Origin of the sequence: Riemerella anatipestifer ATCC 11845 = DSM 15868 (genome assembly GCF_000252855.1) — a bacterium.
Classification (GTDB): Bacteria; Bacteroidota; Bacteroidia; order Flavobacteriales; family Weeksellaceae; genus Riemerella; species Riemerella anatipestifera.
Genome location: NC_017045.1, coordinates 1,156,491 through 1,179,008 on the forward strand (window position 1 = coordinate 1,156,491; position 22,518 = coordinate 1,179,008).

Sequence of the window (22,518 nt, forward strand, 5' to 3'; positions counted from 1 at the left end):
TTTATCTCTTTATTTGATGAATGGTAAGCATATTGGTTTGTAAAAGTTTCTTAGTTTCTATATCAATAGAATACCGACTCCTTTCCAAAAAATTAAATAAAGGGGCTTCATAGGCTACATTTACCTGATTATCATCGTCTATATAGATTGGAAGATGCATATTGCCTATTTCGAAACAAACAATCCCCATCTCTTTTATATTTCTAGGCTTTACTACAATGCACTCACATGGTTTAATTACCACCTCTATATAAGACTGTTCATCACTCCAAAGAATATCTCCATCTTGAAGTGGAACTCTACTATTCTTCCGAATAGCTATTTCCTTTCCACCTACGGTTTTTCTCCTCATAATGGTTTTTGATGTTTCGTACCACTCTATCTGCAGTATATCTTTCACCAAGCCCTCAGTGTTCACTCCTTTCTTTACCTCTTCTATAATAACCATTCTATACAAAGTATTTTTTAAAAATAATGGTAATATCTCTATTACCATTATTTTCATTTACTTAAGTTTTGATTTTTAGAACAATAAATACCTTTGTGCCATAGGAAGCTCTTTTAGAGGCTCACAAGTTTGCACTTTACCATCTACTTTCACTTCGTATGTTTCTGGATTAATTTCTATATTAGGTGTAGCGTTGTTATGAATCATATCTTTCTTTTTAACATCTCTACATCCTTTAACTGGTAAGCATTTTTTCTTAAGCCCATAAGAATCTATTACCCCACTATCTACAGAATATTTAGATACAAAGTTAAAAGAAGTCTCTGTTAAAGCATCTCCAAATGCACCAAACATTTTTCTGTAAATAATTGGCTGTGGTGTAGGTATAGATGCGTTAGGATCTCCCATTTTAGAGGCCACTATCATACCTGCTTTGTAGATAATTTCTGGTTTTACACCAAACATTTCTGGTTTCCAAAGAACTAAGTCTGCTATTTTTCCAGGTTCTACTGAACCCACGTACTCTGATATACCATGAGTTAAAGCTGGATTTATAGTATACTTAGATACATATCTCTTCACTCTGTAATTATCGTTTCCTTTTTTATCTTCTGGAAGAGCACCTCTTTGAATCTTCATCTTATGTGCAGTCTGCCAAGTTCTACAAACTACCTCTCCAACTCTACCCATTGCTTGAGAGTCTGAACTCATCATACTAATTACACCCAAGTCTTGTAAAATATCTTCCGCTGCAATAGTAGAAGGACGAATTCTTGAATCTGCAAAGGCTAAATCTGTTTTACTATTAGGGTCTAAGTGATGACAAACAATAAGCATATCTAAATGCTCTGCCGCCGTGTTGATAGTATATGGTTTTGTAGGGTTGGTAGAAGATGGTAAAATGTTAGGATACATTGCTATCTTCATAATATCAGGAGCGTGTCCTCCTCCTGCACCCTCAGTATGGAAAGTATGGATTACTCTTCCATCAATAGCCTTTACAGTATCTTCTAAGTAACCTGCTTCATTTAAAGTATCTGAGTGGATAGCCACCTGCACATCATATTTATCCGCAACAGATAATGCTGCATCTATCGCTGCAGGTGTTGAACCCCAATCCTCATGAATTTTGGTACCACAAGCTCCCGCTTTAATCATTTCGGCTTGTGCTTTAATATTAGTTACATTCCCCTTACCAAAAAAGCCAGTATTAACAGGTATCCCTTCTGAAGACTGCAACATTCTCTTAATAAAATGTTTACCTCCTGTAACTGTAGTTGCATTGGTACCATCGTTAGGTCCTGTACCTCCCCCTATTAGAGTTGTAACTCCACTATATAAGGCTGTATCAGCAATTTCTGGACAAATGTAATGAATATGAGTATCTATTCCTCCTGCGGTTACAATATATCCCCAACCACCATGTACCTCTGTTGCTGGACCAATAATCATATTAGGAGACACACCATCTTGAGTATCTGGGTTACCTGCCTTACCTACACCCACTATTTTTCCATCTTTTATTCCGATGTCTGCCTTCACAATTCCCCAGTGGTCAATAATAACAGCCCCTAGAATACACATATCTAAGCAATCTTTATCCGTTACCGTTGATGACTGACCCATCCCGTCACGAATAGTTTTACCTCCTCCAAATTTATTTTCTTCACCATAAGTTTGGAAGTCTTTTTCTATTTCTATAAATAGCTCTGTATCTGCTAGACGAATTTTATCTCCCACAGTAGCTCCAAAAAGAGATGCATAAGTTTCTCTTTTTACATAAAGGGCTCCGTTTTCAAACTTAACATCTGTACTATTTTGAGCTAACAAAGGACTTATACCCATAAGTGAAAGCCCTGCTGTAGCCACACCCACCACTTTAATCCACTCTCTTCTTGACCAGTTATCTCCTGATTCTAAGTTGTGGTCTGGTTCTAGATTGATATTCTTATCTTCTGTTGACATATTTTTCTACATTTAAATGATTTGAGGTTAGGCTATTTTATAAAACCTTCTTTTTTTGCCTTATCTAAAGCCTTGTCTTTTGAGCCTTCCAACTTCCCATTAACCAAACCATTATGCCCGTAAACCACTTTATTACCTCCTAGTTCTACTAAAATCACTTGTTTCTTTTCTCCTGGCTCAAACCTAACAGCCGTACTTGCCGGTATGTTAAGTCTCATCCCATAAGCCTTTTCTCTATCAAAAGAGAGTTTCTTATTCACTTCAAAAAAATGATAATGAGAACCCACCTGTATAGGGCGATCTCCTTCATTTTTAACTTCTATAGATACTGTATTTTTACCTTTGTTACAAACAATATCTTCTTTTCTTAGGATAATTTGCCCAGGTATCATGCCTGAACTTTGACTTACTTTTTTTGCCATTATCTTATAGGGTCATGAACGGTTACTAATTTATTTCCATCTGGGAACAAACATTCAATTTGAACATCATGAATCATTTCTGGAACACCCTCCATCACTTGATCTCTCGTTAAAAGTTTAGTCCCCCAGTCCATCATCTCTGCTACGGTCATCTTACCGTCTCTAGCCGCTTCCATCAATTCGCTTGAAATATAAGCAATACTTTCTGGATAGTTCAGTTTCACTCCACGTTTTAAACGCTTTGCTGCTAATTCACCAGCTTGGTGAAGCAACAATTTCTCAACTTCTCTTGGTGTTAATCGCATAGTTAACCAATATTTATAGTATTATTTTTTATTAACATAATCTATTATAAATCTTATGTTTACACATAAGCCCTACAATAATATTATATTTTTTTTAGGAAACCAATATTTTGATAGATTTATTTCCTAAATATGATAAAACTCTTATTTTACAATCTACTATTTAAACCAATTAAAAATCATAAGCTATAGTGAACTTAAAGTTTCTATCTCTTCCTGGATAAACCTGCATTACAGATTGATACATTTCTACCGCAGGATCATTACTATATAAATCATTTCTAGACAGAGCACTTCTCATATATAGATTATTAAATAAATTTTCTACATTAAATGAAACTTTCATATTATTCTTTGCTCTGTAATATACCGCCCCATTCACTAGAAGATAGCTAGGTAAAGTTTGGTCATTATATTGGTTTTGATATATTTTATCATTATAATAAACTCCTAAACCTAACCCTAACCCTTTTATGTGCTCTTGAAACTCATAATTCACCCAAGAATTAAATGTGTTTTTAGGTACCCACGGTAACGAGTTACCTACAATATCATTATTTTCATTCCCTTTGGATATAAACTTTGTATCTGTATAAGCATATCCTGCTTTAATATAAAGCCCTTTAGTTGGTGTTACCTCAGCATCTACTTCTAGACCTTTAGACTCTGCTCCACCCATTTGTGAGAGCACATAATGCCCTACTATAACATTGTTTTTTCTGATAAAGAAGCCCGACATAGATACATTAAACAAGTTCTTTTTCTCTAACTTCAAACCTGTTTCTGCCTGAAAACCTCGCTCTGGAATAAATCTATTCCCCGTTCTATGGTCATGAGAACGAGTAGGTTTAAAAAAGTTAGATGCTGACGCATAAATACTCAATAAGTCTTTTACTGGCTGAACTGAAAGCCCCACTCTATAAGATACATTATTAAATTGGTCTCTATATTTATTCTGAGGCTCGTTTATTCCTCTTCTTCTAGAATAAACTCCATCAAAATAATCATACCTTACTCCTAGGAGCATTTTTATTCTATCCGAAAATTCTACCCAATCATGAAAATAGGTTCCTAAGAGAAACTCATTCATTTGAAATATCCTTGCGATGTTTACTTGTCTCTCACTATAGTTGCTTATTTGACTTGAAATAGGCACGTCTATTGGAGTTTCTAAACTAGAGATATCCCCGTACAATGTTTTTCTATTAAGAAAAGAAGCTACACTTCCCACAAGAGCTTTATGTTTAATACCATAAGTATCAAACTTAAAGTTAAGTGTCATTTGATTGCTCCACGGCTTCGTAAAATGATTAAAATGAAACGGACCATTATAACGCGAATAAGTCATTTTTTGAGGATTGATGAATATAACCTCATCTGCTAGATAGTTAATATTATCGTCATAGTAAGATAGTGTATTAACAAACTTGGTATCCTTAGAGAATGAATGCTTGAATGATAATTGAATTTCCTTTTTTTCATTAGTTACAAAATCATTCGGATTATTAAAGTTCATAGAAGGAGATAACCCTTTTAATATATAACCTTGATTATCTGCAGGAACACCAGCATCTGCTGCATAATTATCTTTATTATATTGTGCAAATAGCTCTATCTGTGTTCTACTATTAAGTAAGTACTGTAAAGTTAATGAAGCATTATTTGCATCTCCCTTTACATTTCTCCAGCCATCTGTTTTATTGCTACTCAAATCAAAACGGTATCTCATTTTTTTAGACAAAGACCCACCCACTCCAAATAGAAAATTATAAGTGTTGTAACTTCCTATGGAAGCCGATGCATTTCCTCTAAAACTTTCGGTAGGCTTTTTACGAATAACATTAATAATTCCCCCTAGTGCAGAATGCCCAAATAACTCTCCAGATGGTCCTTTAAGTACTTCTATTCGCTCTACACTAGCAATATTAGTAATGGGAGCACTCTGTGTTATATTATGTCTTTCGTCTCTAACGCCATCATATAGCAATACAAAATTATCAAACCCTCTGATATTGAAAAACTGAAAGGCTCCAAATTGATTAACAGGATTGATTCCTACAAAATTTCGTGCTGCATCTTCCATTGTTTGCACATCCATTTGTCTCATTAGTTCATTATTCAAAACACTAACCGACATAGGTGCTTCTAGGTTTTTAATATCTAGCTTATTTACTTGAAGTTTTCGCTCTCTACTCATAACTATTTCAGGAATAGAAACTGTATCATTCCATACCAACTGAAAATCTTTAGTAAACGTACCTGAAGTTTGCTCTAATACGAATGTTTCTGTCTCATAACGAGATGCCGTTACTGTTAAGTGGTAGGTTTTATCCCCTGATAAGGTAATTCTGTACCTCCCCATCTCATCCGTTAAAGATGTTTGATTCTTAACAGATACTTTAGCCCCACTAATAGGCACTCCTTCTCTGTTAGTAATTACCCCTTCTAAAACCGTTGTGGTTTGAGCATAAGCTCCACAAAACGAAATCGCCGCAATAAAATTAAAAATCTTCTTCATTATATAGTTTTATTATATTGATTTACATTACAATTATAGGTTCTTATTTACTACTAAATGACCATTATTTTTTTCTTTTATATAGATAAAGTCCACTCCAAATATGAATTTTAACATTTCCAAGTCTGGCTTTGCATCTGTATTTTTAACAACTCTTCCACAATGCATATAAAACACCTCATCTGCGTACTGAAAAGCCAATGCTGGATCATGCATTATCGCAATTACAGTGTACCCTTCCTGCGTTAGTTTTTTTAAAAAGGCTAATAAATGTTGTTGATAGTAAATATCTAAATGGTTAGTAGGTTCATCTAAAAGGATGATTTTAGGATTCTGAACCAAAATTCTTCCGATAAGAACCATCTGTTGCTGCCCTCCCGAAAGAGTATTAAATGATTTATGAAGTAATTCTGAAATTTTTAGCTGCTCTGCTACTTCTAAAACTCGTTTCTCATCATTTTGTGTGTAGTTAAATCTTGAGAAAGCCGCTCTCCCCGTAAGTAAAATATCATTAACCGTTAGCGGAAATGTTGACTCAAATTTCTGAGGTAGCACACCTATCATTTCAGCTTTTTCCTTCCTAGAAATACAACTAAAATCTTTACCCAAAAGCTCTATTTCTCCATTATATTTAGAAATAAGTCCTGACAAGATATTAAACAATGTAGATTTACCACTGCCATTAGCTCCTAGTAAAATAGATAGCTGGTTTTTCTTAAAAGACACATTGGCTTTGCTTATAACCTCTCTATCTCTATAAGAAAACTCTAAATTTTTCACATAAATAGCATCTGTAATCAACTCCAATTCAGCTTATTTTTTTTCATTAAATAAATAAAGAAAAGCCCTCCTATTATCATTGTAAATATCCCAATAGGTAACTCAAATTCAAATAAAGATCTAGAGATATTATCAATAATCAACAAAAAAGCCCCTCCAAAAAAAATACTCCCTTTAACAACCTCTTTATTATCTGCCCCTAAAATCATTCTTACGATATGTGGAAGAAATAGTCCATACATACTAATAATCCCAGCTACTGCCACAGATGTTGCTGTCATTAAAGTAACCATAGTTATTAAAAAGAGTTTATCAAAAAGAGGATTAACTCCAACAGATTTAGCCGCCACATCCCCTAATGCCAACAAATTAAGTCTCCACCTAAATAGATAGATACCTACAATACCTATAATAATTGGAATATAAGACTGTTGTACCTCTGCCCATGTTGCAGCATGAAGATTCCCCATTGTCCATTGAACTATTGCTGATAACTGATAAGGGTTCGCTAAGTATTGTACCACACTAAGCAGAGCTGTAAACATTCCTGAGATAATCATTCCTGAAAGAACCACTGAAACTATACTTGCCCCCTCTCTACCTTTAGCTATTAGAAATGTGATTATCACAGCTACAGCACCCATTATAAAAGCTAAAAGGTTAATATACCAACCTAAAAACATAGCCAATGCAGCACCAAAAGCTGCCGCTGATGAAATCCCCAAAATATACGAATCCACGAGTGGATTTCTTAAAACTGCCTGTAATACAACACCTGAGCTAGACAATGCACTACCTATCATAAATGTGAGCAATACCCTCGGAAGTCGTATATTAAAAATAATATTATTGGCTATGTTGAGTTCCTGCTCTTCTACATTTGTTAAGTTTAGTGCAATGTATTTTTTGTATAAAAGAATCACATAGTCAACAAAGCCCGCTTGCTGACTGGCTCCCACAAACAAGGATATAATGATGATAGGAAAAGGTAATACATAAAATAAAATACGAACAACTTTATTACTCAAATCAATGATTATTTAATTTTTTATACAATTTACCCCCTTTATCTTTCCCATAGAGTGTTTGTAGTATATCTTCCACCTCCTTACCCAAGTCTTCTTGAGTTAATTCCCCATAAGCCCAAAAATTTATCTTCAAAGTAGTAAGTAGTGCCTTAAGAGTATGCGGATTATAATAAAACATTGGCATTAGTGTATATATCTGCCTTTCTTTTATTGCGGTTACCCCTTCCAACTGTTTCTTATCGTAAAAAAGATTAGGACTATCATTCCACATAATTACCATATATGGATTCCAACTTACAAAAGTTTCAGGGTTAATATTAGGTTGATCTATAGGTGTTGTGCATACATTTTTAACTCCCGCTAACTCAAGGCAAGTATGCATCATACTATTGGTGCCTGTAGTAGAAAATATACGCCCATTAGCCCAAGCAAAGTAAGCTGTCTTGAGAGCTTTATTATTTTTACTTCTCCTATTTTTAATAGACTCAAATTTTGCCTTTGTAAAATCCACCAGGCTCTTACTTCGTTCTTCTTTTCCCAAAAGTTTTCCTAAATCTTGTAACTCCTTTAAAATATCATCATAAGTCTCCGACTTTACATTATAAACTGGTATATTGAGTTTACTAAGATTTTTCACAAAACTCTCTGAACTTCCTGCTAAAACTACCAAATCAGGGTTTAAAGCAACTATACTTTCTATATTTGAAGATTTTTTAGTTCCTGGCGTTGCCATTTTCTTTTCTAAAATTCGTTCATCTATAGCTGCATAATATTGGTACAATTCCTCATCAGAATACACTTCTACTGGTACTCCCACTAACTTCTCGCTCGCTCCTAGCATGTAAACAGCATCTAATGAAGGATCAAATAATACCACCACCCTTTCCGCTGGTTGACTAAGTTCTATTTTATTACCCGTAAAATCAGTAACCAATATTTGTTTTCTCTCCTCTCCAATTTTATTTTTATTTTCTGTACAGCCTAAAAAGAAAAGAAGAAAAATAGAAACAATATACTTTAAAAAACTCATAATTACATGAAATATATGACCTAGCCACAAAGTTAACACTTATTATTTTTATGAATACTGATTATTATCAGGAACATAGACTAATCCATCACCAAAATCATCTTCTAATCTAGTTATCAATCTTGCGTTATTAGCTTTAACTTTCAATTCCTCCACAAAGAAAGATGTTTCAAAAAACTGACGATGAATCCCCTTCAGCAAACTCATAAAATAATCTCTCCCCACTTTATTATTATGCAAATCCATTGCTTTTTCTAGTGGCTGGTTAGGGAAGAGTTCTTCGTGCAGATTGGTAAAAGTTTCACAAAATGCCAAAGCCTTCTGTGGAGAAGACACTTTACAACAATACATTAGCACCAAACAGTTCCAAAAGGCGTGGCGAAAGGCATTCCCTTTACCATTAGTACCCGCTGTAAGAGGATATTTTTTCTGAGCGATACGATATGCCTTTAGACTCGCATAAACAGCCAAAACAAAAAACAACGGTTGCCTTATAAACAACCCTAAAACCTGTAATATTTTTAGGAAAGATAGTTGCCTAAAAGCACTTAAAAACAACAAAGGTGTTTTCATAATATATTTAAATATTAAAAAATAAACCTCGTTAATTTCTAAAAGTTAACGAGGTTTATCGAAAATATAAACTCTAATTTTTATTTATTCATTAAGAGATTCACGGTTTTAGAAACTAGTACTTTCGCTTCTTTTCTGTTTACTATGAAATCTACAAACCCTTTTTCTTTCAGAAATTCCGAAGTTTGGAAGCCCTCTGGCAAATCTCTCCCTATGGTTTCTCTGATAACTCTAGGTCCAGCAAAACCAATTAAAGCTCCTGGTTCAGCCATGATTACATCTGCCGTCATCGCAAACGAAGCTGTAATCCCACCAAAAGTAGGGTCGGTAAGATAAGCAATGTAAGGCAATCCTGCTTCCGAAAGATGCACAAGCTTGGCTTGTACTTTCGCCATTTGCATTAGAGAGTGTGCTGCTTCTTGCATTCTTGCACCTCCCGACTGGCAAATAAGCACATACGGAAGTTTATTTTTAATAGCGTAATCTATTGCTCGGGTAATTTTCTCCCCCATTACAGAACCTAAAGACCCTCCAATAAAGGCAAAATCCATACAAGAAACCACCATCTCGGTACCGTTTACTTTACCTACTGCATTTCGGATAGAGTCGTTAAGTTTAGTTTTAGCTTTAGCTTCCTTAAGACGGTCGGTATAAGGTTTGGTATCTTTAAATTTAAGAATATCCACACTTTCTACCTTAGCGTCTAACTCTTTAAATTTACCTTCATCAAAAAGAATATCGTAATACTCCTTACTTCCTATCCTTACATGGAAACCATCTTCTGGAGATACAAACTGATTGGCTTTAAGCTCATCATATTCTATAATTTTTCCTGTGGGTGTTTTGTGCCAAAGCCCTTTAGGAATGTCCTTTTTTTCCTCTGTAGAAGTCGTGATATTTTTAGCCTTTCTTCTGAACCAATCAAATGCCATAAGCGTTTTGTTTAAATTAAGTTTAATTTCATAGCACCGTGTAGAAATGTGTATTTAACTATATCATTTGCACTTCTACACGGTAAAACTGATGTTGCAAAAATACAAGATTTTTTTATTTCAATGTATTAACATTGTTTAAATCTTCGAATGCCTGTTCTAGACGACTTCTGAAAGTTTCTTCTCCTTTTCTTAGCCAAACTCTAGGGTCGTAGAATTTCTTGTTAGGAGCATCATCTCCCTCTGGGTTTCCTATTTGAGTTCTTAGATACTCTATTTTGTTTAACATATAATCTCTAATACCTTCGGTGTAAGCGAACTGAAGGTCAGTATCAATGTTCATTTTGATAACACCATAGTCTATAGCCTCTCTTATTTCTTCTAAAGAAGACCCAGACCCTCCGTGGAATACGAAGTTAATAGGCTTTTCTACTGTACCAAATTTCTCTTGTACATATTTCTGTGAGTTTAATAAAATCTCTGGGGTTAATTTCACATTACCTGGCTTATACACACCGTGTACGTTACCAAATGCTGCTGCGATAGTGAACTTGTCAGAAATTTGCTTTAAGATTTCATAAGTGTAAGCCACATCTTCTGGCTGAGTGTATAGCTTAGAATTATCTACATCGGTATTATCTACCCCATCTTCTTCTCCTCCTGTAACGCCTATTTCTACCTCTAGTGTCATATCCATTTTAGCCATTCTTTCGAAATACTTAGCTGATATTTCTAAGTTTTCCTCCAATGTTTCTTCAGAAAGGTCTAACATATGAGAAGAGTAAAGCGACTTACCATTGGCTTTATAAAACTCCTCTCCTGCATCTAGCAACCCATCTATCCAAGGTAATAATTTCTTAGCACAGTGGTCTGTATGAAGGATAACTGTAGCACCGTAAGCCTCTGCCAAAGTATGGATATGTTTAGCACCTGCTACCGCTCCTAAGATAGCCGCTTTTTGTCCGTCGTTACTAAGACCTTTACCTGCGTTATATACTGCACCACCGTTAGAAAACTGAATGATTACGGGTGCATTAAGCTTAGCCGCTGTCTCCATAGTGGCGTTGATGTTACTAGAACCAATAACATTAACCGCTGGTAAAGCAAATTTATTTTCTTTAGCGTACTGAAAAATCTCGCTAACCATTGAACCTGTGGCAACTCCTGCCGGAAAAAGTTTACTCATAGTGTAATGTTTTTACTTTTAATTACTGATTTATTTTTAATTACTTTTCAACTTGTTAGTTTCTTTTATCTTTTCCCCATAATAGCTTCTGGCGAAGCGTTTCATAGAAATTGATGCTTTTAGTCATCATTAGTGATACTTCAAAATTGGCTTTCTTCACTATAATTTCATCATCTATGCCTACATTATAAAGCCTAGAATCTAAGGAAAATAAAAACTCTGGCACTCTACTTTCTACAGTGAGTTTTATTTCTACATCATCTTTAAGGATAATAGGTCGCACATTAAGGTTATGCGGTGCAATAGGCGTAAGCACAAAATTATCTGCTCTCGGTGAGATAATAGGTCCACCACAACTCAAATTATAAGCGGTAGAACCTGTAGGCGTAGAAACCACTAAACCATCTCCCCAAAATACAGTAAGAAATTCATCATTGATATGAGTGTCTATCGTAATCATAGAGGTAGTTTCCTTCCTTGTGATACTCAAATCATTTAGAGCATAAGGGAAATCTATCACGGTATCTTTAGTAGAAACTTCTATCACAGACCTTCTGCTGATTAGCATTTCTCCTTTTAGGATTTTATCTATATTGAGGAAAATCTCCTCTTTTGAGAAACAAGCTAGAAAGCCCAAACGCCCTGTATTTACACCAATCACGGGGATTTCTAGGTCTTGTATAAAGATAAGAGCATTAAGAATGGTACCATCGCCACCAAAACTGAAGAATAAATCTACTCCTGCATTCTTCAGGCTTTCCTTATCATTAAAAGTTCTAAAGTTTTTAGAAAAAGCCAAATCTATTGATAAACCTTCGTGCAACACAGACTCTACCCCTCGTTTTTCTAACTCTGAAATAAACTTACTCAAATAAAGAAATGTATCTAAATCTTTCTTTTGGGAGTAAATGGCCGCTTTCATAGATGACTTTCTGAATTAAACTAAATTTGACCCTCCAAAAATACGATTATTTTTTTAATGATTCCTATAAAAATAAGGCGTTTTGGTTACAGTTTAAACTTTTTATCTTATACTTGTAACAAAATTTAGATAATTACAACTTATTAGGTTAACAATTTATAAACTATATACCAATGATTAGAGTTCATTCATTATTCCTATTCCTGTTTTTCAGTGCCGTACTTTGGGCTCAAACCAGTATCTCTGGTAAAATTACCAATACAGAAGGACAGCCCGTTCCTAGTGCCAGTGTTACCGTGGAAGAAATAGGTAAAAATGCCATTCTTACCTATGCGTTATCGGATAGCAAAGGAGGTTATAAAGTAACTATAAATTCTACCACAGACAAGGTAAAGCTCACGGTAAAGGCATTTAATCATCAAACCCAAGTTAAAGAAATTGCTAATAAAAGCCAAACGCTTAATTTTAGTCTTTCTCCACAAGCTACAGAAATAAAGGAGGTAAAACTAAAAACGAGAATGATTACCAAAAAAGGTGACACTATTTCTTACGATTTAAAAGCCTTTGAAAGTAAAAACGACCGTACTCTAGCCGATGTTCTAAAGAAAATACCAGGTATAGAAGTTAATAAAGATGGTACTGTACTCTACCAAGGCGAAGCCATCAATAAGTTTTATGTAAACGGCAAAGACCTTATGGAAGGTGGTTATGGAACTATAAACAACGCTCTTCCAAAAGACGCTGTACAAAAGGTAGAAGTAATGGAAAACCATCAACCTGTCAAGATTCTACAAGATAAAGTACCTTCAGATAGAGCTGCCATCAACATCAAACTTAAAAATAAAGTTACCATGACTGGTAGAGGCGAGGTAGGCGTTGGGACTTCCCCTTTATTATGGAATACCAAACTTACACCTATGTTTTTTGGTCAAAAGAACCAATGGGTAGTTAATTACAAAGCCAACAACACAGGCGAAAGTGTAGAAAAAGAAGGAAGAATACTCTCTTTTGGTAACCGTTGGGAAGGCGTAAGACGCAATGTAGACCAAGAAAGCTGGATTGGCGTAGAGACCGCTGCAATCCCTGATGTCCCTGAAAGACGCTATCTCTTTAACAATGTGCATTTCTTCTCCGCTAACTTACTTACCAACCCTTTCAAAAACAAAGAATGGGAACTAAAGGCTAACGCCAGCTACACGAATAACGCCGTAGAAAGAGAAGATTTACAAGAGGTAACTTACGGCACCGAAACCTTTAGTGCTAGAAGGCTTAACCATTTCTACACCAATCAAGCGAAAGGAGAACTCATCTTCACTAAAAATGCTAAAAAAGGATTTTTTAAGAATGTAACTACTTGGAACAGCTTCTGGAGCGACAACAATGCTGATGTAAATAAAAAAGAAATCACAGGGAGTAGAGCGGCTCTACAGAATATCTATGCTCCTACTAATTCATTCCAAAACTCTTTAAGTTCTATTATTCCAGTAGGTGAAAAGTTGGTGAATGTGATGTCTTATATTAGTGTTAAAAATGACAGACAAACACTAGAGTCTAGCCCTAGCAGCTACTCTCAAAAACTTTTCAATAGCCAAAGCTATCAAAGGCTACAACAAAACCTAAACATCAAAAGTACCGAAATCAACCATAGTGCTTCCGTAGGATTTAGTGCAGGAAAATGGACTTTAACCCCAGAGGTAGGTTTAGACATCAATTTCAACCAAATGGAGTCGGAACTTTATGGCATCAATGGTAGTACGCTGTTCCCTTACAACATCAATTACCAAAACAATATGCAGTGGAACGAGCTAAGACCTTCCACCAAACTTTCGGCAAACTATAAAGGCGAACGCTTGAATATTTACCTTAATGCACCTGTGAATTTCTATGGCATTTCCTACAAAGATTTCTTAAGAAATGGTAGAAATAGAGAGATTAACAAAACAGTATTTGAACCTAGCTTCTTTATGAACTACGATTTTGCTTCGTTTTGGAAGATTAGAGGTTACGGAAGCCTTAATTATAGCTTCGGAAGTTTTGGGTCTATCTACGAAGGAATTATGATGAACACGCCCGATTTCTTTGTAAACAGAGCGCCACAATCTAATGTAATGCCCGAAAATCTTTCTAAAAGCATCGGTTCTACATTAGAGTATAGAAACCCACTTAACAACTTGTTTTTCAACCTAAGATACAGCTATGGTACCCTTAAAAGAAACCTCATTACTTCTGTAACTAGAAATGCAGCTTCATTTATTTCTGAAGTCAAGGAGTTTGACAATACAGCCACCTCTCAATCACAAAGTGCAGAAATAGGAAAGTATTTCCCTAAGTTCAAATCTAACCTATCTTTCAGCTTTAAAAATAGTGATTCTGAGAATATCTCTATGCTTAACAGCAACCTCATTTATAACAAAAATAATAGCCAATCTTTGGGTGCTAAGTTTAACAATACATTCTTCTCTTGGCTTAGTGTAGATTACAATATCTCTATGGGCTGGAACAAAAACCAAAACGCACAGACCAATACCACTTATAAGTTTTCTAACTGGTCGCATAATTTAGCTGCCTATATCTACCCTCTGGACAACCACACCATAGGTCTAGTTTGGGACGACAATACCTATAAAACATTGGGAGAAAGTGCCTTTAGAAACAGTTTCTATGACCTATCTTACCAGTACACTTGGGCTAAAAAGAAGATAGATTTTGAGTTGAAATGGCTTAACATTACCAACAACAAATTCTATGAAACAGTTACCATAAGTACCCAAGATAACAGTATCCGTAGAAGTTTAGTTTATATAAGACCTAGCCAAGTGATGTTTACCGTAAAGTTTAATTTTAAATAAATTATCAAATACAATCTACATTAAATAATAGTTAGGGAAATCTCTAACTATTATTTTTTAAAACTCCTATATACTAGTTTTTTATATCTTTTAGCTTTATTTTCTATAAAAAAAATTATCTTTGCTAAAACAAAAAACAGATTTAATTTTCATATCAAAATGAAAGGGATTTTAAAAATCTATCACCCAGAAGAAACACTGAAATATCACTTCAGTAAAACCTATTGCAAATCGGTTCTTAGTAACGATAAAATCTTATTAGAGGTAGAACTCATCACCAGCGAGGATGTGGACCATGTAGAAGACGACTCTTTACAATACCGTTTCCCTCAACTGGCACTTAATATTTCGGACTTCCCCATCGCATCAAAGGCTTTAGAAGGACAAACATTCAACATCAATAATGAAGAAGAACTCTACGCAGAAATCAATTTATATGATGATGACGAAGCAGAGCTTTTAGACAATCAACTTTCGTTTAGCCTTAATGACGAGGGCATTTTACAACTGGTATGGGAAGGCGAAGTTTCAGATTTTTACACTAATTCTGACGAACCACTTTCCTTTAAACTGAAATGCCATTTTAAGGAGGACTCTATAGAGATAGAGGATTAACAAAAGATAATTCATAACATCACAAACAAGTTGAGAAATTAGCCTAAGTAATATCTCAGGGCTTTTTTCGTTAGTATAACATAAATTTATTTTAAAAATGAACGACAGCATACAAATGGTATCTCAAACCACAAATACAGAAAAGCAAGTCTTTTCTCTATGGGAAATATTATTCGGAGGTGGCATCATCTCTAATGTGATTATGATAGCTATATTCCTACTAGGGATACTCGCTCTGTATATCTTTCTAGAACGCTACTTTTTTATTCGTAGAGCGGCTAAGACCGACCCTAACTTCCTTAATAATATTAAAGATTTTGTCTATGAAGGTAAAATAGACACGGCTATAGATTTATGCAAGACCTCTAACACCCCTGAAGCTAGAATGATAGAGAAAGGGCTTAGCAGAATAGGTCGCCCTATAAGTGATATTAGCAATGCGATGCAAAGCCAAGGTAACCTAGAAGTGTCTAAACTTGAGAAAAACCTCAACTTATTAGCTTCTGCTTCTGGTGCTGCTCCTATGCTAGGCTTTTTAGGTACGGTAATCGGTATGATTATGGCGTTTTTTGAAATCTCTAATGTAACGGGAGCCGTAAGTCCTAAACTTTTAGCATCAGGCATTTATACCGCTATGGCAACTACTGCCGCAGGGCTTTTTGTAGGTATTCCTGCTTATTTCTTCTATAATATCCTCGTAACTAAAGTAGACCGTTTGGTGCTTAAAATACAAATTCACGCAGGGGAATTTCTAGATGCCATCAATAAGCCATTATAAACTAAAAACTTAATTTATGGAATTAAAACGCAGAAATAGAGCAAGTGCGGAGTTTAGTATGGCCTCTATGACGGATATTATTTTCCTCTTGCTGATATTTTTTATGATAACCTCCTCTGCTATTAGCCAAAGTGCTATCGAAGTAAAGTTACCACAAGCAGCAGAAGGCTCTCCTGCAGTACAAGACCCTGTTTCGGTTACCATTTCCCCAGAAGGCGACTATTTCGTAAACGATAAGGCTGTAAATAAGGAAACTCTAGAACCTACCCTTAATGCCTTATTGAAAAACGAAACCAAACCTTCTTTTACGATAAGAGCCGATGAAAATACGAGGCACAAAGATGTTGTTTTCGTAATGGAAATCGCCGAAAGAAACAGCTACAACATTGCTATTGCAACCGTACAAGAAAAGTAAACTTATGAGCCAAACCATAAATACATCGGAAAGAAAAGACCAAATCAAAAGTGCCATCATCACATTTTTGATTAGCCTTTTGGTATTCTTAGCTTTGTATTTTTATTCGTTTACTAGAGAACTTCCAAAGGAGGAAGTCGTAAGCACGATGCTCATCAATTTTGGAGACCAAAACGAGGGTAACCTGCCTGAAGAACCCCAAAACCAAGAGGGCAGTCTATCCGCCACCGAAGCACCTACACCAATACAAGAAATACAACCTACACCTGTAGAACCTCAGCCCAAAAAAGAAGTGGTAAAGGAGAAAATTATCACAGGGCAAAATACCAAAACAAGTGCTGAAAAGGTGGAAAAAGTAACCTCTAAACCTACAAAAGAAAGCACAGCAAACACCCAAAAGAAAGAAACCACGACACCTAAAAAAAGCAGTACCACTACACAAAATAAAACCGTGACCAACCAAGGTGATGGCAGAGGTAACGAGGCTATTGGCAACCTCATCAGAGGGCGAGGTGCCAACAAAGGAGCTCAAGGAAACTCCCAAAACACTTCCGGCAATTCAGGAGACCCACTAGGTGGCGATAGCAATGGCGATAGTAAAATCGGCATAGACCGAAAGTTAATCGGATTTATACCTGGAACTATGGGGCGTGGTGGTTCACAGCCGACCCACCAGTGTTCTGCCTCAGGCACCATTAGCATCTCTTATGTGGTAGATAAAGCGGGCAATGTAATTTCGGCTAGACGAAGTGGCGGTATTACAGACCCTTGTGCCGTAAACACAACCATAGAGTGGGTAAAGAAATATGTAAAAGCAGAAAGAGCTAGCACTTCTTCTACAGGCACTTACAAAATCACTTTCTAAAGCCAAATCAATAAAAGGATTTTAGGATATAAGGAAATTCAAGATGAATAAACCCAATATAGTTATTATAGGAGGCGGAGCTTCAGGATTTTTTTCGGCAGCTAATATAGACACCTCAAAATATGATGTCTGCATACTAGAACAAAATGCAGAAGTTTTACAGAAAGTAAAAATATCAGGAGGCGGACGCTGTAATGTAACCCACGCTTGTTTTGATGCTAGAGATTTAGTTCAATTTTATCCACGAGGTCATAAGGAACTTAGAAGTGTTTTTAGTAAATTTCAACCTGGTGATACTATGGCTTGGTTTTCAGAACGAGGTATTTCGTTGAAGATTGAAGACGATAATAGAATCTTCCCAGAATCTAACCGCTCCCAAACTATTATCGACTGCTTATTTTCTTCTACCAAAGAGAAAAATATTGAAATCCATACCAAAACTACAGTAAAATCTATCTCTAAGCAAGACCATCAATATCTCATTATTACTAATGGTGAATCTTTCTTAGCAGATATTGTGATTTTCTGTACAGGTAGCTCTCCTAAAGCATTAAGGCTAATGGAAAGCTTAGGACATACTATTGTAAAGCCCGTCCCTTCTTTATTTACCTTTAACATCAAAGATGACTTACTAGAAGGGCTTTCAGGTACTAGCTTCCCATCAGCAGAAGTGAGAATACCAGAACTAAAATCCAAAGAAGCAGGAGCTTTACTTATTACTCACTGGGGACTTAGCGGACCTGCCATTTTAAAACTATCGGCTTGGGAAGCTAGAAGGCTAAATGACTTAAACTATAATTTTAGTATTGAAGTTAATTTCGTTGGAATTTCACCTAATGATGCCGAAACTCTCATCCAAGAATTTAAACAAAACCACCCAAAGAAAACATTAAGCCAAGGAAAACCTTTTGAGGTTACCAATCGTTTTTGGCAAAGCGTTTTAGCTGTTTCTCGTATCAACTCCGAAAAACAATGGGCTCACCTCTCCGCAAAAGAAACACAAACTATCATAGAAAACCTCTGTAAAAAGAAGCTTTCCGTAACAGGAAAATCTACATTCAAGGAAGAATTTGTAACCGCTGGAGGCGTCTATCTAAAAGAAATTGATTTTAAAAATATGAAATCTAAAATACTTCCTAACTTTTACATTGCAGGAGAAGTTTTGGATATAGATGCCGTTACTGGAGGATTCAACTTTCAAGCCTGTTGGAGCGAAGCGTGGCTCATCGCACAAGACCTTAATTCGATATAAAACTAAAAGAACCGAGAAAATACACATCTCGGTTCTTTTTATTATCATTCTGTTCAAAAGTTTTATCCTGTATAAGTATGTACACTATTCTGTGCGGTTGGCAGGTAATTAACTCCAAACCAACATACCAACAATAACAAGAATGCCACTATGATAATATAAAACGGCATCGTACTTTCTTCGTTTTTAAACTTAAATCTGTAGTGAATATACACCAAATATCCTAACCAACTTATAAATGCCCAAGTTTCTTTAGGGTCCCAAGTCCAATAATGTCCCCACGCTTCCTTTGCCCATAATGCTCCGAACAGAAGTCCTAATGTTAAAAAGCCATAACCTACATTTACCAACTGGTTCATCAGTTGCACCGTCTCTCCTACTTGTTCTTTTTTGTAATAACGGTAAAGCCCAAAAACGGCTACTAATGTCGCCATACCAAACATCGCATAAGCAAATATATACACCACCACATGTGGAATAAACCAAACGCTATGTAAAGCAGGCATCAATGTTTTATTGATAGTATCAGGGTTAAAATAGGTAATCAGAGTAAAAACTCCCGCCATGACGATAGCATAGTGCAAAATCCATTTTTGTTTGTATAAAAAATACAATACCCAACCTATTACCGAGATAAAAAAGGCATACCAAATTCTAGTTTCTGCTAAGGTACGCAAAGGTGGTCTCTCTAGGGTTATCCATAAATTGGAGATAAAATATCCTAAAACAATAATCCCCACCAAGTGAAGTCCTAATGCTAAATTAACCAATGGTTTCTTTTTGAAAAATAATAAAACCCCTGAGGTTACCCACAATATCAATAAAGAAAATACAATATAACTAAATACACCCCACATAATTACTTACGATTTTGAAATAAAAAACTAATAGTACCCAACATAAGTATAAAAATACCTATATACACTAACGGTAACCACGGGTCTAGCACCAATTCTAACACACTAATATCTGACCATCGCCCTAAGTTTTCGTTATAGCTGACTTGATAGATTTTCCAACCATTAACTTCTAGCGGCTGATTAACCAATATTTTACCTTCCTCCACTTTTGAGCTTTCTTTTTGGTAAATTAAAACATCGGACTGATATTTTTTAGCCTCTGGTGGCGACATTACCAAGGTTCTATTTTCGCTTAGCTTGATAGCTTTAGGTGGAAACATAAAGTTTCCGCAAGAAATCCACTCTTCTTTTTGCTCCTGTGTTTTTTTATTTTTTACAATAACTTTAGCCGCATTAGTTGCTCCCCACATTGGATTTTTAGCGTAAGTGTTCTCTCTAACAATAACTGCATTCTGTACATATTCTACCAGTTTTACTTCCCAATCTTCAAAAGTATGTATTGCCCCTATCTTTTCCAACATAAAGCCGTCTGGTTTAGACTTTGGTAAAGTTTCCCCTTTTTCATCTATAAGAAATAGCTTGTTAGGGTAAATCTCCATCTCAAACTTCTTGAGTTCAAGTGCTAGTGGTAGCTCTACCACATGCCCATTCTCATCTACTGCTCTCCATTCGGGACGACCATCTTGCAGAGTCATTTTAAGTTTCGTAAGATCGCCTTGACCTAAAACTCCAGCAAATAAAGCTAACCATAACCCAAAATGATTGAGTAAAAAAGTGATGTTTTTCGCTTGAAAAACCAAAGCCCTCTTGAGAATACTCAACCACAAATTGACCAACAGAATAAAGAAAATTAAAGCAAAATACCACGTAGTCGTAATCTGATTAACACCCAACTTGTTAAGTGTATTATAATAAGTAGATTCTGGAGCTACATTAAATACGCCCAAACCTATACTCAAAAAGCCTAAAACAATAGTAGTTACAATAGCAAACGGTGAGCTATCTAGCAAACTAATGATTTTCTTCTGCTTGAAGAAATAAAAAATAAGCGTCCATACCAATACAAAGCCTACACCAGCCCCTATATTATATGGAAACGAAACATACTGTTTAGGAATATTTCCTAAAAAATACTGAAGAAGAACTCCCAACACCAACAACCCTAAATTGATAATTAAGGCATCTCTAAACTGAGTTCTACTAGTTAATGTATTTTCAAATTTCATATCAATTCTATCTATTTCATAAACATAAAAACTCCCACAACTTCAACTAGAAATGTGGGAGCTTAATATTATTAGTCTTATTTATCTTTTACCAGAACTCCCTTAGCTTTTGCTTTCTTCAACCATTCTGGAACTACTGTTTTCATAAACTGTGCTTTAGCAGCTGACTCTTTAGGTATATCTAAACCAATGAATTTTTGTGCTTTAGCTTTAGTACTTACATCTGGCATTACAAACTTACCACTAATATTTTTCTTGTTAGAAATATCATTCATCTTCGCTTCAGCTTGTACCGCTAGGTAAAGACCATCACCCAAAATACGCTGAGATTCTAGTGGTGCGTGGAACGCCGCTCCGTGTGATGCAGTAATGAAATCCCATCTCCATTGTGATTTTCTGATAAGGTCTAAAACAGGCTTCATCTCTTGCTCTGTAGCATTATTATCCCAAAGGAATTTAGCCATTAAGTGAACTTTTGCTAACTGTTTTTCTAATCTATTTCTAAGCTGGAATACCATATCCTGTCTTTCGTACACATTTTGAGCAAGAGTAGTTTCTGACTCTCTATGACAAACCTGACAAGTATTATTGATATTAGCTAATGGACTAGAAATGTGGTGGTCTGTATATTTAACCCCTCCTTCTGACTTATATGGCATATGGCAGTCCGCACAAGATACTCCTCTCTGAGCATGGATACCTAAATTATAAACTTCAAAATCTGGGTGCTGAGCTTTTAGAATAGGTGCTTTACTCAACTTATGTACAAAGTCCACATGTTTTGCATTATCATAATATTCCTCCATATTTTCTAGAGACATACCTTTATCCCAAGGGAAAGTAAGGTATTTATTATCTCCTTTAAAGTAATACTCCACATGACACTGTGCACAAACTAAAGAACGCATCTCTTGGTGTGTTGCTTTCTTAATATCTTTACCCATTCTTTGATAAGCCTCTACCAATGCAGGGCGAGTAATGGTTAAATTCATAGTCTTAGGGTCGTGGCAATCTGCACAACCAATAGGGTTTACCACATCGCTTCCAAGCTGAGACCATTTAGCTTTATAGAAGTTTTCTACTCCCATTTGGTTCATCATTCTTGGTACATCAGGGCTTTTACAAGTCCAACAAGTTCCTGGCTGCACATCTGGATGATTAGCATCAGGAGCACCTGTTCTTAAAGTACCCACCACATCTTTCACTGAATAGAAGTGTCCTCTAGGTGCTTTATAATCTTTTGCAAAAGCATATCCTGCCCAAAGGATTACCATTTCTGGTCTTTCTTCTAGCAAATCATCAGCATTACTACTCATATGTTTAGATCTAAAAGTAGTGTCTGCCGTTTTTGCCCAAGACTCATACTCACGAGGGTAAGAATCTCCCCAAATTTCATTTCTAGATTCAAAATCTTTAATATTATTATTAGCTTTAGAAAGATGCATAGACTCTGCCTTTCTCTGCATAATAGAATTAGCAAGCATCCCCAAACCAAAAATAACCACTCCTAAAATTCCTACAATTAACCAACTCTTGCGTTTCATAACTT

Annotated in this window: 21 protein-coding genes; 6 read left to right on the forward strand and 15 right to left on the reverse strand. The window is 35.7% G+C overall.

All coding sequences use genetic code 11. The features are described from left to right. Position 1: 1 nt before the first annotated feature. The 12 genes from RA0C_RS05585 to RA0C_RS05640 all read right to left on the reverse strand — a co-directional run bounded on the left by RA0C_RS05585 (position 2) and on the right by RA0C_RS05640 (position 12,109). On the reverse strand, positions 2-505 hold the full coding sequence (locus RA0C_RS05585) for an urease accessory protein UreE (RefSeq protein ID WP_004917290.1): 504 nt from the start codon (positions 503-505) through the stop codon (positions 2-4). 18 nt (positions 506-523) lie between these two features. After that, entirely contained in the window at positions 524-2,413 is a 1,890-nt protein-coding gene (gene ureC, locus RA0C_RS05590; RefSeq protein ID WP_004917289.1) for an urease subunit alpha, read from the reverse strand. A 32-nt stretch (positions 2,414-2,445) separates the two neighbouring features. Further along, positions 2,446-2,835, reverse strand: coding sequence for an urease subunit beta (ureB, locus tag RA0C_RS05595; RefSeq protein WP_004917286.1), 390 nt, complete (start codon positions 2,833-2,835; stop codon positions 2,446-2,448). Next, entirely contained in the window at positions 2,835-3,140 is a 306-nt protein-coding gene (gene ureA, locus RA0C_RS05600) for an urease subunit gamma (protein ID WP_004917284.1), read from the reverse strand. The genes ureB and ureA overlap by 1 nt, the downstream gene beginning before the upstream one ends. Positions 3,141-3,312: 172 nt before the next feature. Next, a complete protein-coding gene (locus tag RA0C_RS05605; protein ID WP_004917283.1) occupies positions 3,313-5,658 on the reverse strand; it encodes a TonB-dependent receptor in 2,346 nt (781 codons plus the stop codon). 33 nt (positions 5,659-5,691) lie between these two features. Next, the gene (locus RA0C_RS05610; protein ID WP_004917281.1) at positions 5,692-6,465 is read right to left on the reverse strand and encodes an ABC transporter ATP-binding protein; all 774 of its coding nucleotides are present in this window, start codon (positions 6,463-6,465) and stop codon (positions 5,692-5,694) included. Beyond that, entirely contained in the window at positions 6,456-7,466 is a 1,011-nt protein-coding gene (locus RA0C_RS05615; protein ID WP_004917279.1) for a FecCD family ABC transporter permease, read from the reverse strand. Before RA0C_RS05615 ends, RA0C_RS05610 begins: the two co-directional genes overlap by 10 nt. A 1-nt stretch (position 7,467) precedes the next feature. Further along, entirely contained in the window at positions 7,468-8,496 is a 1,029-nt protein-coding gene (locus RA0C_RS05620; protein WP_004917278.1) for an ABC transporter substrate-binding protein, read from the reverse strand. A gap of 48 nt (positions 8,497-8,544) precedes the next feature. Beyond that, on the reverse strand, positions 8,545-9,069 hold the full coding sequence (locus tag RA0C_RS05625) for a DUF6973 domain-containing protein (protein ID WP_004917275.1): 525 nt from the start codon (positions 9,067-9,069) through the stop codon (positions 8,545-8,547). Positions 9,070-9,149: 80 nt separating this feature from the next. Beyond that, positions 9,150-10,001, reverse strand: coding sequence for an acetyl-CoA carboxylase, carboxyltransferase subunit beta (gene accD, locus RA0C_RS05630; RefSeq protein WP_004917274.1), 852 nt, complete (start codon positions 9,999-10,001; stop codon positions 9,150-9,152). Positions 10,002-10,116: 115 nt separating this feature from the next. Continuing rightward, a complete protein-coding gene (fbaA, locus tag RA0C_RS05635; protein ID WP_004917273.1) occupies positions 10,117-11,187 on the reverse strand; it encodes a class II fructose-bisphosphate aldolase in 1,071 nt (356 codons plus the stop codon). Positions 11,188-11,242: 55 nt separating this feature from the next. Then, positions 11,243-12,109: an NAD kinase gene (locus RA0C_RS05640; protein WP_004917271.1), complete on the reverse strand. Its 867-nt coding sequence runs from the start codon at positions 12,107-12,109 to the stop codon at positions 11,243-11,245. Between the two features lie 173 nt (positions 12,110-12,282). On the opposite strand from RA0C_RS05640, the gene RA0C_RS05645 reads away from it, so the two are divergent. From RA0C_RS05645 to RA0C_RS05670, 6 genes are all read left to right on the forward strand, one after another. Continuing rightward, the gene (locus tag RA0C_RS05645) at positions 12,283-14,958 is read left to right on the forward strand and encodes a carboxypeptidase regulatory-like domain-containing protein (RefSeq protein WP_004917270.1); all 2,676 of its coding nucleotides are present in this window, start codon (positions 12,283-12,285) and stop codon (positions 14,956-14,958) included. A gap of 159 nt (positions 14,959-15,117) precedes the next feature. Then, positions 15,118-15,573, forward strand: a complete 456-nt coding sequence (locus tag RA0C_RS05650; RefSeq protein WP_004917268.1) for a hypothetical protein — start codon at positions 15,118-15,120, stop codon at positions 15,571-15,573. Between the two features lie 97 nt (positions 15,574-15,670). Next, on the forward strand, positions 15,671-16,351 hold the full coding sequence (locus RA0C_RS05655; protein ID WP_013446946.1) for a MotA/TolQ/ExbB proton channel family protein: 681 nt from the start codon (positions 15,671-15,673) through the stop codon (positions 16,349-16,351). 16 nt (positions 16,352-16,367) lie between these two features. Next, positions 16,368-16,766, forward strand: coding sequence for an ExbD/TolR family protein (locus RA0C_RS05660; protein WP_004917263.1), 399 nt, complete (start codon positions 16,368-16,370; stop codon positions 16,764-16,766). A 4-nt stretch (positions 16,767-16,770) separates the two neighbouring features. Beyond that, a complete protein-coding gene (locus RA0C_RS05665) occupies positions 16,771-17,631 on the forward strand; it encodes a hypothetical protein (RefSeq protein ID WP_004917253.1) in 861 nt (286 codons plus the stop codon). A gap of 43 nt (positions 17,632-17,674) precedes the next feature. Further along, entirely contained in the window at positions 17,675-18,883 is a 1,209-nt protein-coding gene (locus tag RA0C_RS05670) for a BaiN/RdsA family NAD(P)/FAD-dependent oxidoreductase (RefSeq protein WP_004917252.1), read from the forward strand. Positions 18,884-18,945: 62 nt separating this feature from the next. On the opposite strand, the gene ccsA is transcribed toward RA0C_RS05670, so the two are convergent. The 3 genes from ccsA to nrfA form a co-directional block, all read right to left on the reverse strand. Then, a complete protein-coding gene (gene ccsA / locus RA0C_RS05675; RefSeq protein ID WP_004917251.1) occupies positions 18,946-19,740 on the reverse strand; it encodes a cytochrome c biogenesis protein CcsA in 795 nt (264 codons plus the stop codon). A gap of 2 nt (positions 19,741-19,742) precedes the next feature. Further along, positions 19,743-20,969 (reverse strand): cytochrome c biogenesis protein ResB, encoded by a 1,227-nt coding sequence (locus RA0C_RS05680; protein ID WP_004917249.1) that lies wholly within the window; start codon positions 20,967-20,969, stop codon positions 19,743-19,745. Positions 20,970-21,046: 77 nt separating this feature from the next. Beyond that, complete coding sequence (gene nrfA, locus RA0C_RS05685; RefSeq protein ID WP_004917246.1) at positions 21,047-22,513, reverse strand: ammonia-forming cytochrome c nitrite reductase; 1,467 nt, start codon at positions 22,511-22,513, stop codon at positions 21,047-21,049. Positions 22,514-22,518 lie beyond the last annotated feature (5 nt).

Bases quoted from the DNA above. Each gene is read 5' to 3' on its own strand.
- ureA (WP_004917284.1), bottom strand. From the start codon at position 3,140: ATGCGATTAACACCAAGAGAAGTTGAGAAATTGTTGCTTCACCAAGCT.
- RA0C_RS05620 (WP_004917278.1), bottom strand. From the start codon at position 8,496: ATGAGTTTTTTAAAGTATATTGTTTCTATTTTTCTTCTTTTCTTTTTA.
- ureB (WP_004917286.1), bottom strand. From the start codon at position 2,835: ATGGCAAAAAAAGTAAGTCAAAGTTCAGGCATGATACCTGGGCAAATT.
- RA0C_RS05670 (WP_004917252.1), top strand. From the start codon at position 17,675: ATGAATAAACCCAATATAGTTATTATAGGAGGCGGAGCTTCAGGATTT.
- fbaA (WP_004917273.1), bottom strand. From the start codon at position 11,187: ATGAGTAAACTTTTTCCGGCAGGAGTTGCCACAGGTTCAATGGTTAGC.
- RA0C_RS05640 (WP_004917271.1), bottom strand. From the start codon at position 12,109: ATGAAAGCGGCCATTTACTCCCAAAAGAAAGATTTAGATACATTTCTT.
- RA0C_RS05660 (WP_004917263.1), top strand. From the start codon at position 16,368: ATGGAATTAAAACGCAGAAATAGAGCAAGTGCGGAGTTTAGTATGGCC.
- RA0C_RS05645 (WP_004917270.1), top strand. From the start codon at position 12,283: ATGATTAGAGTTCATTCATTATTCCTATTCCTGTTTTTCAGTGCCGTA.
- RA0C_RS05680 (WP_004917249.1), bottom strand. From the start codon at position 20,969: ATGAAATTTGAAAATACATTAACTAGTAGAACTCAGTTTAGAGATGCC.
- RA0C_RS05585 (WP_004917290.1), bottom strand. From the start codon at position 505: ATGAAAATAATGGTAATAGAGATATTACCATTATTTTTAAAAAATACT.
- RA0C_RS05650 (WP_004917268.1), top strand. From the start codon at position 15,118: ATGAAAGGGATTTTAAAAATCTATCACCCAGAAGAAACACTGAAATAT.
- RA0C_RS05655 (WP_013446946.1), top strand. From the start codon at position 15,671: ATGAACGACAGCATACAAATGGTATCTCAAACCACAAATACAGAAAAG.
- accD (WP_004917274.1), bottom strand. From the start codon at position 10,001: ATGGCATTTGATTGGTTCAGAAGAAAGGCTAAAAATATCACGACTTCT.
- ureC (WP_004917289.1), bottom strand. From the start codon at position 2,413: ATGTCAACAGAAGATAAGAATATCAATCTAGAACCAGACCACAACTTA.
- RA0C_RS05605 (WP_004917283.1), bottom strand. From the start codon at position 5,658: ATGAAGAAGATTTTTAATTTTATTGCGGCGATTTCGTTTTGTGGAGCT.
- ccsA (WP_004917251.1), bottom strand. From the start codon at position 19,740: ATGTGGGGTGTATTTAGTTATATTGTATTTTCTTTATTGATATTGTGG.
- nrfA (WP_004917246.1), bottom strand. From the start codon at position 22,513: ATGAAACGCAAGAGTTGGTTAATTGTAGGAATTTTAGGAGTGGTTATT.
- RA0C_RS05665 (WP_004917253.1), top strand. From the start codon at position 16,771: ATGAGCCAAACCATAAATACATCGGAAAGAAAAGACCAAATCAAAAGT.
- RA0C_RS05625 (WP_004917275.1), bottom strand. From the start codon at position 9,069: ATGAAAACACCTTTGTTGTTTTTAAGTGCTTTTAGGCAACTATCTTTC.